General features: G+C 44.2%; 11 protein-coding genes and 1 tRNA gene. 4 read left to right on the top strand and 8 right to left on the bottom strand.

All coding sequences use genetic code 11. From position 1 onward, the window contains the following. Positions 1 to 35: 35 nt before the first annotated feature. Positions 36 to 530 carry a YbaK/EbsC family protein gene (locus PU629_RS00835; protein WP_275282367.1) on the bottom strand — a complete coding sequence of 165 codons (495 nt, stop codon included), beginning with the start codon at positions 528 to 530 and terminating at the stop codon, positions 36 to 38. A 105-nt stretch (positions 531 to 635) separates the two neighbouring features. After that, positions 636 to 710: transfer RNA gene (locus PU629_RS00840), tRNA-Pro, on the bottom strand. Positions 711 to 1032: 322 nt separating this feature from the next. On the opposite strand from PU629_RS00840, the gene PU629_RS00845 reads away from it, so the two are divergent. Both PU629_RS00845 and PU629_RS00850 read left to right on the top strand, forming a co-directional pair. Next, entirely contained in the window at positions 1033 to 2751 is a 1719-nt protein-coding gene (locus tag PU629_RS00845) for an ABC transporter ATP-binding protein (RefSeq protein ID WP_275282368.1), read from the top strand. Positions 2752 to 3057: 306 nt separating this feature from the next. Continuing rightward, on the top strand, positions 3058 to 4131 hold the full coding sequence (locus tag PU629_RS00850; protein ID WP_275282369.1) for an LLM class flavin-dependent oxidoreductase: 1074 nt from the start codon (positions 3058 to 3060) through the stop codon (positions 4129 to 4131). A 518-nt stretch (positions 4132 to 4649) separates the two neighbouring features. Here the strand turns inward: PU629_RS00850 and PU629_RS00855 are convergent. From PU629_RS00855 to PU629_RS00865, 3 genes are all read right to left on the bottom strand, one after another. Next, on the bottom strand, positions 4650 to 4970 hold the full coding sequence (locus PU629_RS00855; RefSeq protein ID WP_481900526.1) for a YnfA family protein: 321 nt from the start codon (positions 4968 to 4970) through the stop codon (positions 4650 to 4652). Between the two features lie 176 nt (positions 4971 to 5146). Beyond that, positions 5147 to 6070, bottom strand: a complete 924-nt coding sequence (locus PU629_RS00860; protein ID WP_275282371.1) for an aldo/keto reductase — start codon at positions 6068 to 6070, stop codon at positions 5147 to 5149. 300 nt (positions 6071 to 6370) lie between these two features. Continuing rightward, positions 6371 to 7597 (bottom strand): winged helix-turn-helix domain-containing protein, encoded by a 1227-nt coding sequence (locus PU629_RS00865; protein WP_275282372.1) that lies wholly within the window; start codon positions 7595 to 7597, stop codon positions 6371 to 6373. A 178-nt stretch (positions 7598 to 7775) separates the two neighbouring features. Between PU629_RS00865 and PU629_RS00870 the strand changes: the two genes are divergently transcribed. Further along, entirely contained in the window at positions 7776 to 8456 is a 681-nt protein-coding gene (locus PU629_RS00870) for an MgtC/SapB family protein (RefSeq protein WP_275282374.1), read from the top strand. 959 nt (positions 8457 to 9415) lie between these two features. Then, a complete protein-coding gene (locus PU629_RS00875) occupies positions 9416 to 10495 on the top strand; it encodes a Gfo/Idh/MocA family protein (protein WP_275282375.1) in 1080 nt (359 codons plus the stop codon). Between the two features lie 48 nt (positions 10496 to 10543). On the opposite strand, the gene PU629_RS00880 is transcribed toward PU629_RS00875, so the two are convergent. The 3 genes from PU629_RS00880 to PU629_RS00890 form a co-directional block, all read right to left on the bottom strand. Then, positions 10544 to 12814, bottom strand: coding sequence for an ATP-dependent DNA helicase (locus PU629_RS00880; protein ID WP_275282376.1), 2271 nt, complete (start codon positions 12812 to 12814; stop codon positions 10544 to 10546). Positions 12815 to 12942: 128 nt separating this feature from the next. Then, a complete protein-coding gene (locus tag PU629_RS00885) occupies positions 12943 to 13647 on the bottom strand; it encodes a cytoplasmic protein (protein ID WP_275282377.1) in 705 nt (234 codons plus the stop codon). 11 nt (positions 13648 to 13658) lie between these two features. Continuing rightward, positions 13659 to 14381, bottom strand: a complete 723-nt coding sequence (locus tag PU629_RS00890) for a polymer-forming cytoskeletal protein (RefSeq protein WP_275282378.1) — start codon at positions 14379 to 14381, stop codon at positions 13659 to 13661. Between the last annotated feature and the right edge of the window lie 8 nt (positions 14382 to 14389).

Below are 14389 nucleotides of genomic sequence, written 5' to 3' on the forward strand. Positions count from 1 at the left end.
GGCGTTCGGTGGCCTAACGCAGAAGAAGGATTGGGTTATGAACTTTCTCCCTCCTCGTTTTGCCAGCCCTTGCAAACATCGATCCAGTCCTTTGCCGAGGAAAAGGTACTCAAATCATCTAGATTCAGTTCAATGGCTGAATGTCGGCTTCCGCAAGCGGGAAAGACGGTATGAAATCGCTTGAGTGAGACATCTAGGTAAACATCCAAATCATGCGCGAGCCCAAAAGGACAGACACCGCCGATAGCATGTCCGGTCTGTTCTAGCACCTCCTCAGGACTTAGCATGCGTGCTTTCATTCCAAAAAAGTGACGAAACTTTTTATTATCAATTTTAGCATCCCCTGCTGCCACTACTAGGACTGCCAGATCATCAGAGCCTCTAAATGATAAGGTTTTAGCGATCCGCTCAGGCTCCACGCCAATGGTAGCGGCGGCTTCTTCAACGGTTGCACTGGAAGAATCAAATTCCATAATATCATTCTCACGGTTCCACTTTTGAAAATGGGCTTTCACACTTTCTAAAGACATGGCGTTCTCCCTTTCGTTCGTTAATAAAGAAAAGCGGCTAAGTATGAAAAACGATTCTCCCAAGTGGAAGAATCGTTTTGACGCTATTCCCGCAACTTGAATCAATCGGAGCGACAGGATTTGAACCTGCGACCTCTACACCCCCAGTGTAGCGCTCGTACCAAGCTGAGCCACGCCCCGGCATCATAATCTTATCTTACCAATTTATTAGACGGACATCAAGCGAATGATTCTGAAAGTTTAATTATCTCTTGGGGTGTTTTCAAGAGCTAATGGGAGTCTGATTGTTTGTAAGTGGGGTCTTTGAAAAAAGGGGTTCAGGTCAAAGTAAATTGAGCTTCCCCATGTTATAAGGTTTTTTCATCAGTTATAATGAATGAGAATTCTTGGATAGCCCAACTTGAGAGGATCAAATTTGTCAATCCGAGTCAAGCTTCTCAGGTGACGGGCAAATTGAAAGGCTGCAGAAGTAGAAATAGATTTAAAAAAAGGGGAGAAAAGCATGGTTAAGCGTTTTTTTTCGTATTATGTCCCGCATCGGCGACTGTTCATTATGGACTTCACTTGTGCGATTATTGTTGCTATTCTAGAACTGGGGTTTCCGCTTGCGGTTCAATGGTTTATCGATTCTCTGTTGCCGCATGGGAATTGGTCTACCATTGTATCAGTGAGTGCCGGACTGCTTGCACTCTATGTCGTCAGCACGTTCTTACAATTTATCGTGAGCTATTGGGGACATATGCTTGGAATTAATATTGAAACAGATATGAGACAAGAGTTGTTTGAACATGTTCAGAAGCAATCCTTTAAGTTTTTTGATAACGTGAAGACGGGGCATATTATGAGTCGAATTACCAATGACCTGTTTGATATAGGAGAGCTTGCTCATCATGGACCAGAGGATCTCTTTATTACGATTATGACGATTCTTGGTGCCTTTTTAATCATGCTCAGAATTAATATGACTTTGGCTCTTGTGACGGTTTGTGTATTGCCTTTTCTCACTCTATTGATTGTGATTTGTAATTTGAAAATGAATAAATCGTGGGATCGGATGTATGAGGATATTGGGAATGTGAATGCACGGGTAGAGGACAGTGTTTCCGGAGCCCGAGTTGTTCAGTCGTTTACGAATGAGCGCCATGAGATTTCCCTTTTCCGTAAGAATAATCAGACGTATCGAAAAGCCAAGCTTGGCGCTTATTTTACCATGTCCTATAGTGACGCAGGTATTTATATGTTGACTCGCTTTATGATGCTTATTGTCCTGGTGCTCGGGGCTTGGCTGAGCTTTAAGCACAGACTTTCTTATGGGGAACTGGTGAGTTTTGTTTTATATGTAAACGTATTGTTCAAGCCAGTTGATAAAATCAGTGCGTTAATGGAGCTTTATCCAAGAGGCATGGCAGGGTTTAAGCGATTCATGGACTTGTTAAGAGAAGAACCAGAGGTCGTCAATCGTGAGAATGCCATCGAGGCTTCCGAATTAAAAGGTGACATTCAGTTTGAGCACGTCCGATTCCAATATGATGATAATAAACCGGTGTTGAAAGGAATTGACCTAAGGATTCAAGCGGGAGAAACGGTTGCATTTGTCGGCCCGTCTGGAGCAGGGAAAAGTACGATTTGCACACTCATCCCTCGTTTTTATGATGTGAATGAAGGACGGATTACGATAGATGGAATTGATGTTCGTGATATGACGAAGGAATCCCTTCGTTCGCAGATTGGGATTGTTCAGCAGGACGTGTTCCTTTTTACAGGCACATTAAGGGAAAATATTGCTTATGGGAAGTTGAACGCGACAGATGAGGACATACAGGATGCGGCAAGACGAGCCCATCTGGAGGAGTTTATTCATTCCTTGCCGGACGGCTATGAGACCCAAATCGGGGAAAGAGGTCTGAAACTCTCAGGCGGTCAAAAGCAACGTATTGCCATCGCACGCATGTTCTTGAAGAATCCACCCATTTTGATTTTAGATGAAGCAACCTCTGCTCTGGATACCGAGACCGAAATGATTATTCAAAGTGCTTTGAATGAGCTTGCTAAGAATCGAACAACCTTGATTATTGCCCATCGACTGGCAACGATTCGACACGCGGACCGAATCGTTGTCGTCACAGAGGACGGGATTGCAGAGGAAGGCCGTCATGATGAATTAGTGGAAAAAGGCGGTGTGTTCGCAAACCTTCATCGTTTCCAGTACCAAATGCAATAATGAGAATAAAAGGGAGAGAGGCCGTGCCCTAGGAAAGCGATGTAGTTTAACTAGCGTTTCATAACTGACTTAACTTATAAATGAAAAACCGAACCCATCACGTTAAAGGTGTGAATAGGTTCGGTTTTTTCTATTCGTCAACTACTTCTCTGTCCCAGCCTCTTATAGTTTATTTTTCGTGACAAACGTCTAATTCCTAAAGGACAGGGTTCGTTCACTTTGGTTTAAGAATATAGTATATCTGACCATAGAATTTCTTTAGACTATTTCTATAAATATAGATCGTACAAAGTCGGAGGGAGAGCGATGATTGGAGACAATACAAGCAAAAACAGGGGAATGGAAATAGGTATTTATTCTTTAGCCGACTTATCCCCCAATCCTCATACTGGGAAGGCAATCAGTGCCGACCAGCGGCTTGAAGAACTCATTCAAGCGGCAAAACTTGCTGATGAAGCAGGCTTGGATGTTTTTGGATTAGGTGAGCATCACCGTTTAGATTATGCTATTTCGACTCCTGTAGTAGCTCTTTCAGCTATCTCACAAGTGACGAAACAGATCAAACTTACAAGCGCGACGACTGTCTTAAATACAGTGGACCCTGTTAGACTGTTTGAAGAATTTGCAACGCTTGATATTTTATCCAAAGGAAGGGCAGAGATTATTGCCGGTCGCGGGGCATTTGGCGAAGCTTTTTCATTGTTTGGCTATGACCGATCGCATTATGACCAATTATTTGAGGAACATCTGGATTTACTTCAGAAGCTAAATACATCCAAAAAAGTAACGTGGAGCGGGCGCTATCGAACACCCCTTCATGATGCAGAAATTGCCCCTCGCCCTGCCCAGAAAAAGATTCCTATATGGGTTGGCGTAGGAGGAACGCTTGAGAGTGCTTCCAGAGCAGGCCGATATGGAGCGGGCTTAGCGATGGGGATTTTGTTAGGAGACTGGCAACGCTTCAAGGCGCTCGCGGACCTTTACCGGCAGGCGGGTCAACAAGCAGGTTATTCGCCGACTGAATTACAAGTGGGCGTGACCGGTCATGCGTTTATTGGAAAGACGACTCAACAAGCGCTTGATGAGTATTATCCCTATCACGCTAATTATTGGATGACGCTGAATCAGCAACTGGGTAAGCCGACAACACCAGCGATCCGTGACGAATTCAATTTTCAAGCCTCACCCGATCAAGCCTTATTTGTAGGAAGCCCTCAGCAGGTAACGGAAAAAATTTTGCGCCAATATGAAGCGTTTGGGCATCGGCGTTTCTTAGCCCAGATCGACATTGGCGGCATGCCTTTTAAAACAGTTGCCAAGAATATTGAGCTTTTAGCCACCGAGGTTGCTCCTGCCGTAAGAAAAGCAACCCAGTCATAATTTTAAACAGGGTGGTTTGGCAAAACTTACTTATAAAGGGGCCTTAGCCAATTTCTCGAGGCTCCTTTTTATAAATCCGTAATCGGTTCAATAGGTGATATATCCTAGACTAAAGCTGCTCAGGCAATCGAAAGCCATCTCCAATTTTTAGCGAGCCCAGAAACACGGTGGCCTATGAATTATTTGAAGGGACTCGTTTTAGTGAAGGACTGGTTGGACCGGTTACTTTGCTGCTGAATAGTCTCTTTTTTCATTTGAGGGGGGTTTTTGTTAGGTGAATAGGAGCATTTTACATGTAGGGATGTCCTTGTATCGATTCAAGAAACGCGGGCATCCCTTGTTTCTTAGTGAGCTAACTTACTTGCTTTTATTTTTCTGGACTCTAATAAAGTTCAGCCCAACTAGTGTAAGCCCCCCCATGAAGCATGCAAAAACGGCCATGTAAGCACCGTCGGTCATTAGCCCTCACCTCCAAATTGAATCATCATCTTAGGAATTCCCCAAGTGGGTTGAAAACATTAGTGACGGGGTGCAAAGAGGATGATCGAGGCGCCGATTAGGCACACTGCTGCACCGATCCAATCATAACTATCGGGTGTTTTTTTATCGATCCACCAGCCCCATAAGATGGATAGGAAGATAAAAACACCGCCATAAGCGGCGTACACACGGCCGAAGGAAGGAAAAGCTTGGAAGGCAGCAATAATTCCATACAGGATGAGACTAATACCGCCTAATAGGCCTATGTAAAGCGGGTATCCGTCCTTAATCCACAGCCAGATCAAATAACCGCCGCCAATCTCAGTTATACCGGCTAATATAAATAAACCCATTGCCATGAACACTAAAGCGGCCTCCTTAATTAACTATCTCAGTTTATAGTCTAATCGAACTGGCTATATATGTCCTCCCAATGAAATGTTTATTAAAAAAATAAAAAACAAGCACTCTGATTCAATCAAAGTGCTCGTTTCCTGTTTGACCCACTTAGTTCCACCTGCTGAAAATCAAACCATTAAGGAAGGACATTCCCTGCTGCACGGAAGATTTCATACCATTCCTCACGGGTTAAAGTGATTTCGCTTGCTTTCACACAATCGGCTAAACGGCCCTCATTCATAGTTCCAGTGACAGGCTGCATGTTGGCCGGATGACGAAGGAGCCAGGCAATGGCAATCGTTGTGTTGCTTACATCATATTTCTTAGCGATTTCATCAATTTTTTGATTTAATTCAGGGAACTTGTCGTTATCAAGGAAAACCCCTTCAAAGAAACCATATTGGAAAGGGGACCATGGCTGAATCGTGATGTCATTCAACCGACAATAGTCAAGGATGCTGCCATCACGGTTGACTGCAGAATCGTTTTCCATGTTTACATTGAAGCCTTGTGAGATCATCGTTGAATTGGTAATACTCAACTGAAGCTGATTCGCTACAATCGGCTGTTTGACATATTTTTTTAGCAGGTTAATTTGCATAGGGTTTTGGTTGGAAACGCCGAAGTGGCGAACCTTGCCAGAACTCTCTAATTGATCAAAAGCCTCAGCTACTTCTTCTGGCTCAACCAATGTATCGGGACGGTGGAGTAGAAGGATGTCTAAATAGTCTGTTTTCAAACGCTTTAAAATACCGTCAACCGATGCCAAAATATGTTCTTTGGAGAAATCGAACATTCCTTTATCCGGTCTAATGCCGCATTTAGATTGAAGAATGATTTTTTCTCGGACGTCGTCACTCATATGAATAGCATCTGCAAAAATTTCTTCGCATGTCCCGCCGCCGTAGATATCCGCATGGTCAAAGAAATTGGCTCCAAGATCAAGTGCCTTCTGAACAAAACGTTCTGCTTGAGCTTTCTCCAGTGAATTTAAGCGCATGCAGCCTACTGCCACTACCGGTACTTCTAGATTACTAGTCCCAAGTTTAATCGTTCTCAACGCTCATTCCTCCTACTGATAGTCCGCCAAATAGCTAAACTTCACAGCCTAAAGCGGTTTCATTTTTGTATGTAAATCAATGGATGCCTCCATCCTTTATAATTGTGGCACAGAACAGGGAGGAATGACAAGGCGAATGCACTAAAGAAGTGTTAGTTAGCCTTTATTCGTTTTATTGTGAGAGCTGATCCTGTGTAACAAGTTGTTTGTTGGCGTACAAAAGTGTCGGTTGATGAAAAAGAAAGTGAACGACTCTAAGGCTAAGGGTGAGGGGCCGTCGTGCCTTGCTGCTTAATCCCATTATAAAGAGTCCTGGGGCTCTAGCCTTTGAATCTCAACGTCTTGCACGCCATGAAACTGAGCGAATGCCACCAAAGCTTGTGACAGTTTATTCTTAAGTGCAGAGGTGACCTTGATAGAAGGTTCAAGGTGCAGGAAACGGATGATGAGCTTGCCTTCTTTCCGATCGAGCAACGGGTCGACACGGCCAATAAGCTGATTACCATACAGGATGGGCATGGCGTACGGCCCGAATCGGCGCTTTACTTGAGGCGTGTAAATCTCCCATTTGTAATCAAAGTCGAAAAGATCCTGTACACGTTCACGGCTCCAGAGCAGGTTATCTAGAGGCGGTAAAAGGGTGATGGGGCCAATGGGCGAGCGAGATGACGAGGTGTTTGAAAGCTCCACAAGCCGTTCGGCATCTTCTGATAAGATAAAGTAGGGACGTTTGACACCAAATATTTCCAAGGGTATCAACAGCCCTTTTTGGACGCGGTGTTGGACCTCCGCTTGGCGCTTGGCAGCAGGCATCACATCCCAGCCAAAACGGGAATCTCGAGGATCGACGACTCGGTAAGCTCTTATGTATTTATCAATGAGTGCCTCTCGCGCCTTGTCAGTATCAATAGAATGGGCTTTTTCTAATAAATCCTTTGGAAGTGTCTGCTCAGTGATTCCAAAAAAGCGTTCGGTGCCTGAACGTTTGACGACACGAATCAGATCCGCATCGACTAGCAGATTGAGCGCATGAGAAGTTTCCTTTGTCTTAGGAGCTTGGTTGTCCCAATAACCATGGACTTTTGCTTCCGACTTAAAAACGCGTGAAGGGAGCGGCCCTTCTTTTTCCAACTGATCCATGATTCTTTTTACAACCTCTTTCATGGCATCTAATTCGGCTTTAACACGATTAAAGCGGCGCTCGCGAATCGTCTTGAAGAGGGGATAATCCTCAATAGGTAGGGTGCAGGCAGCATTAGCCCAGTATTCAAAGAGCCTTCCCTCGGAAAGAAGGGTGTCCAGTTGGTCAGGTTGAAACCCGGGAATGCGTGCCGCAAGTACGAGATTCTGATTGCGCTCGACCACTGACACGGGATCTAGCTGAACGCATTCTAGCTGCTTGATCACTTTTTCAATAGTATCAAGTGAAGGGCGTCTCTTAACCGTTTTTTTTACTGAAGGAAGAAGCCCTTGTCTCTCAAGAAGAAATCGCCTAATGGCTAACTTGTCCACCTTGAGTGTTGTCATAAATGTCACCACTTCTGTCATAAATAGTTACTTGCATCCATTTTGACTTATTATAACATTTTGTTTTATGAATATAAGTTCAATTTAAAAAGGGTGAGATCTTTATTTATAAAAGTGGTTGATGCTAGCTTCTGTTTCAACTATGATTTGGATTATATAAAAGTAGGGAGGGGGGAGGATGATGGTTTGGGCAGTTCCGTTAAAATTAGTAGTGGCAGCTCTTTTGGGCGGCATTCTAGGTCTGGAAAGAGAGTCTAAGCATAAGCCATTAGGGTTAAAAACCTGCATCGTGATTTCGGTGGCCAGTTGTTTGCTGACGATTGTCTCCATTGAGGTTTCTGTCTCTCATTATACTAATACACTCATTCGTGTAGACCCGATGCGGCTTGCTGCTCAAATTGTCAGCGGGGTCGGTTTTATTGGTGCCGGGGTTATTTTACAAAAAAACGATGCGATTTCCGGTTTAACAACAGCGGCTATTGTATGGGCGGCATCAGGTCTTGGCATTGCAGTAGGGGCCGGCTTTTACTACGAAAGTGTATTGGGTGTTTTATTGATATTCTTAGGGGTTAAGGTCATTCCATTTATTATGAAGAAGATCGGACCGGATGCCCTGCGTGAGCAAGGAATCAAAATTATTCTTTATGATGTCGAATCAGCCGATCTCATTCAGCCCATCGTAGAAGAGATTCGTCAGTTAAACATTCGGACAAAGCAGGTCAAACTATCTGGGACGGAAACCGGCCATCGGATCGACCTTCACTGTATGATAAGCGAAACAGGAGATTACGTGTTTGCCATTTATGATAAAGTGATCAAAATTCCGGGAGTTAAAAGGGCCCAGATTGAAGAGCTTTAATTGAGATACAGCCTGAAACGGGCACGAAATCCAGAGATAGCGTATCCTCGTTACGCTCAATCAAAATAGGCGTAACGTCATTCCCTTATTGGCGCGATTAGGCCCCGATTAGCGGAGGATAGCGTATCCTCGTTACGCTCAATCAAAATAGGCGTAACGTCAATCCCTTATTGGCGCGATTAGGCCCCGATTAGCGGAGGATAGCGCATCCTCGTTACGCTCAATCGAAATAGGCGTAACGTCATTCTCTTATTTTGGCATTTCAGCCCCGATTAGCGGAGGATAGCGTATCCTCGTTACGCTCAATTAAAATAGGCGTAACGTCATTCTCTTATTTCGGCATTTTGGCCGAGTTTAGCGGGAGATAGCGCATCCTCGTTACGCTCAATCAAAATAGGCGTAACGTCAATCTCTTATTTCCGCATTCCGGCCGAGTTTAGCGGGAGATAGCGCATCCTCGTTACGCCTAATAAAAATAGGCGTAACGTCAATCTCTTATTTCCGCATTTTGGCCCAGTTTAGAGGTGGATAGCGCATCCTCGTTACGCTCAATCGAAATAGGCGTAACGTCATTCTCTTATTTTGGCATTTCAGCCCCGATTAGCGGAGGATAGCGCATCCTCGTTACGCTCAATCGAAATAGGCGTAACGTCATTCTCTTATTTTGGCATTTCAGCCCCGATTAGCGGAGGATAGCGTATCCTCGTTACGCTCAATTAAAATAGGCGTAACGTCATTCTCTTATTTCGGCATTTTGGCCGAGTTTAGCGGGAGATAGCGCATCCTCGTTACGCTCAATCGAAATAGGCGTAACGTCAATCCCTTATTGGCGCATTTAGAACTTTTTATCCGAATAATTAGTTTTGTTAACGCTTAAATGAGTGTAGAATGGTATTAGGATTCTTAGACGAGCTTTACAATCTATGGATCTTGTTGATTATGAAAGGGGTTACTTACTGATGACAAGAAAAGTTAAGGTTGGGATTATTGGCTGCGGGGGGATTGCAAATGGGAAACACCTCCCAAGTTTGAGTCGATTAGAGCAAGTGGAATTAGTGGCATTCTGTGATATAGAAGTGGAGAAAGCTCTAAAGGCGAGTGAAAAATATGGGACAAGCGATGCGGCTGTTTACAAGGACTATGGAGAGTTGCTTAAAGATAGCTCGATAGAAGTGGTTCATGTGTGTACACCAAATGCTTCACACGCTGAAATTACGGTTGCGGCACTTGAAGCGGGTAAGCATGTCATGTGTGAGAAGCCAATGGCTATTAATTCTGAGGAAGCTAAGCTAATGGTTGAAGCTGCAAAGCGAACGGGAAAGAAGTTGACAATCGGTTACCAAAACCGCTTCCGTCAAGATAGTCAGTATCTCAAAAAGGTTTGCGAGCAAGGGGATTTAGGCGAGGTTTACTATGCTAAGGCCCATGCCATTCGCAGACGTGCTGTTCCGACCTGGGGTGTTTTCTTAGATGAAGAGCAGCAAGGCGGCGGACCGCTAATCGATATCGGGACCCATGCGCTTGATTTAACGCTTTGGATGATGAACAATTATAAGCCAAAGGCGGTCATGGGCTCGACCTTCCATAAGCTTTCTCAAAACAAGGAGGCAGCCAATGCTTGGGGACCTTGGGATCCTGAAAAATTTACGGTTGAGGATTCTGCTTTTGGTTTTGTAACGATGGAAAACGGGGCAACGATCGTCCTGGAATCCAGTTGGGCGCTCAATACGCTTGATGAAGGTGAGGCAAAGTGCTCACTCAGCGGGACGAAAGCAGGGGCGGATATGCGGGACGGCTTGCGCATTAACGGGGAAGCGTTTGGAAAATTATACACCAAGCAGATCGCTTTAGGTGCAGGCGGTGTTGCTTTCTATGATGGAAATGTAGAATCGGACGCGGATATGGAGGCACGCTTGTGGATTGAGGCAGTCGTCAATGACACAGAGCCATTAGTCAAACCGGAACAAGCACTTGTTGTCACACAAATTTTAGAAGCCATCTATGAATCTTCTAAAACAGGCAAGGCAGTTTATTTCTAAGGGGGGGCAGCCCCCTTTATAGGCTGCCATCTCTTAATCTTTTACTTTTCATCGCCAATCCGGCGGTAAGAGTCTTTGATAGTTGGTTGTGAGAAAGCGGTCATCAACCAAAGTAATTTGCCCAGTGTCCGTTTCTGAGCGAATCAATCGTCCGCCTGCTTGAAGCACTTTGTTAATTCCGGGAAAGACATAGGCATAGTCAAATCCGTTTTTCCCCATTTTATCAAAGTGGGTTTTGATCACATCACGTTCGAGGCCAATTTGCGGGAGACCAACGCCTATTACAAAAACCCCGTTCAAACGGTCTCCCTTCAAGTCAATTCCTTCTGAGAACATTCCCCCAAGAACTGAGAAACCTACAAAAGAGCCTTCTACTCTAGGTTGGAAATGGTTTAAAAATGCTTCGCGCTCCTCTTCAGCCATATTAGGATCTTGTAAGAGGGTCTCAATCTTTCCCTTTATCCGATTGAAATTATCATACAGATCGTCCATGTATTGATAGGACGGAGCAAAGACCAAGTAATTGCCAGGCCGCTTATTGATGGTCTCTTTTAAGAGTTCGGTAATTTTCTTTCTAGTCCGCTCGCGATCCTTATAACGAGTGGATAGGGGGTGAATCACGACCTGAACATTCTCTTTTGGAAAAGGGGAAGAAAGGGCAAGGCTATAGTCTTCATCTTCCTTTCCCAACATGTCTAAATAATATTGAAAGGGTAAGAGCGTAGCGGAGAAGAATACCTTTGAACGAAATCCCTTACTCACTTGCTGCAATTGAAAGGAGGGGTCCGTGCAGAACAAACGAATGTGGAGATCCCCGTTTACGATCTCGGATAATGTGACATATCGCTCATCATAAAGCTTGGACATTCGAATAAATGTTTGAGCGGCAAAATAGGCATCGAGAAGCTCTTCTTTAGTATCACTTTGCCCTTCTTTTAGCAGTTCAGACTCAGCCGTTTCTACGAATTTTTCTAACTTCTCCACCAGATCCTCAGGCATGTCCCGCTCAACTAGCCCACTTGAGTCCACTTTTTTACGCATGTTTAAAAAATAATCGTTAATACCGCGGCTCACCTGATAAAGTGTTTCATCTTTATATTTATAAAGCTTTTCCAAGGAGTAAAAACTTGTTTGTTTGAGTGACGCAGAATACATGTCTCTCGCTCGGTCAACGAGATTGTGCGCTTCATCAATCAAAATCGCGGCTTTCTTTTTCTGCTCCTCGAAATAGCGCTTAAGAGAGACACGCGGGTCAAAAATATAATTGTAGTCACAGATAATAGCATCAGCTTGATAGGCGACATCCAGTGAAAATTCAAATGGACAGATCGTATGTTTTCGCGCGTAGTCTTCAATGGTTTTTCGATCAATGAAGTGATTATTTACTAATAAATCGATCATGGCTTCATTTAAACGGTCATAATACCCATTGGCAAACTCGCAATATTCCTTTTGGCAGATCGCTTTTTCTTTAAAGCAGATTTTTTCCTTGGCGGTTAATGTGACCGTTTTTAATTGGAGTCCGTTAGACTGCATTAGGGAAAAGGCATCCTCGGCGGCTGTTCGAGTGATCGTTTTGGCTGTTAAATAAAAGAAACGCTCAATATGACCTTCTCCAATGGCTTTTACAGCAGGGAAGGCCGTCGACATCGTTTTCCCAATTCCCGTAGGAGCATTAGCAAAGAGATTTCGCCCTTCTTGAATGGTTTTATAAACACTGCCGGCTAATTGGCGTTGTCCAGCACGATAGCTTTTAAAAGGAAAAGGGAGGGCTTGAATGCTTTCGTTCCGATCGGTTAAATGATCCTTCATCAGGACTGCAAATGGGGCAAAGCCTGCGACCATTTCAAGCATAAAATCCTCCAAATCCTCAATGGACCAGACCTGACGAAAGCAGCGCTGCTCGTCTTCCTCTAAATTAACGTAACGAAGCTGAACGGTCATCTGCTGCTGCTGATTTTGGCTTGCATAAATATAGGCATAGCATTTGGCTTGTGCCCAGTGAACAGGGTATTCATTTTCCTCCAGAAGTTCTAGCTGCCTGTTTGTCGATTTGATTTCGTCTATGACAAGGGTGTCTTCTTCAAAAAGAATACCGTCACATCGGCCATCAATTGTAAACAGCAATCCTTCATAGGAAAGCTTGATTTGCAAAGAGACCTCTTTTTGATCCCCGGCGTTATAAAGCTTTTGCACCCTTTGATGGGCTTTGGTTCCCTCTGTCATGGTTGTCACCGTGCGAAACTTGGCGTCAATACTGCCGCTTCGATGCACATATTCCACTAATTGCCGAACTGAAACCATTACACGATTGGTCATAAACATCACCCGGTCATCTATAATTGACTTTTCATCTATTTTAACAGGTTTTAAAGGGGGAGGCTTATATAAAAAGCGTTTTATGGTTTGCAAAACTAAAAGGGCAGACCTAAGCCCGCTATTCGTTACTAGATTTTTTTCTCTTCTTTAATAATTGGGTTTCCGCTTTTATTAAGAGACTCGGTGTATTCGACAACGCCAATTTCACAGCCCTTACCAATTGTCACCCGTTTTCCGCGGACGATGGGTGCGCGAGTGTATTCAAGATTGATCAAGTCGCCTTCAATAACTTCAGCGGATAACTCGCCTTCGTTGTTGACAAAGGGGATGGAGGTTTTTCGTCTGATCAGGATGGTTTCTCCGCCGATTTCTTGAACCTTGCTTTGATTATATTTTAACTGGATGTCGATGTGGCCGGCGTTCAGCATGCCGTCGACCTCCAAGCTGCCTTTTAGTAAAAAGGTTTCATACTCAACATCGCCTCTTACGGTAATGGCACCTCTCACATCCGCATCTTCCCCTTTGAAATCTTTGCCTGTTTCTACAGTTCCGCGTACTTTGGCCTTTTGAACGGCTGCTTCCTCATTGATTGTCAGAGTCCCCGTTAGCTTCATATCTGCTGCATTAACGCTGCCGGTTACCTGTGATTCACCATATATTGAGCAAGTATCCGCCTTTAGAGTGCCTGAAACACGGCTCGTGCCGTAACTTTTGAAGGTTTGCGCTACTACATCACTTGTTATGGACCCCTCACCGCGAATGGTTACTTTATCGAAAGTTCCGCCACCTGAACTCCCGCTTCCATTTATTGAGATGTCATTTAAATCAGTCATCGGTTTTCCTCCTAAAGTTTTCTCGCTTCTTTTACATTTGAACCTTTTGAGTTCTGAAGAGTGCCTGTATATTCAACTAAACCAATGTCACAATTAGGACCGATGATGATATGTTCTCCGCGGACAACTTTGGCATGAGTGCCTTCAAGCTTAATAGTGTTTCCTTCGATTAAATCTGTTTCTAGTTGACCGGAAAGAAAGGGGGTTAAGAATTTTAAGAGTCCCCTTGTTTGAGCCCGAATATGAATATCTTGTCCGCCGATTTCTTTAGCTTTGCAGTTCCCATGGGCTTTAACGATGATTTGATCAGCATTAAGCAGGCCATCGATGGTAAAGGCCCCATCTGTTTTAAACTGCTCTACCTCACAATCTCCATGAATCGAGACTTTTCCATTTATAGTTAGCTCATTGCCTTTGACCGATCCATTCATTGTGGCATATCCGTTAATGGTCATGCGGTTCATCATGACGTCTTTTTCAATGAGCCCTTTTCCATCTATTTGCGCGGAGTCTGTTGATTGGAGACAGCCATTAATAGTTCCGGCACCGCTCATCGCCATTTTTTCTGTGTGAAGATTGCCAGTTACCGTTCCTTTTCCATTACTCTCAAAGGTTTGACAGGCTACATCTCCGACCACTTTGCCGGAACCGTTTAGCTCGACATGTCGAAAGGAACCTCCAGCAGATGACCCCACACCATTAATTGTTAAATCTTCCTTCGATAGAATTTCCATCATAGGTC

The sequence above is a fragment of the Pullulanibacillus sp. KACC 23026 genome, assembly GCF_029094525.1.
Taxonomy (GTDB): Bacteria; Bacillota; Bacilli; order Bacillales; family Sporolactobacillaceae; genus KACC-23026.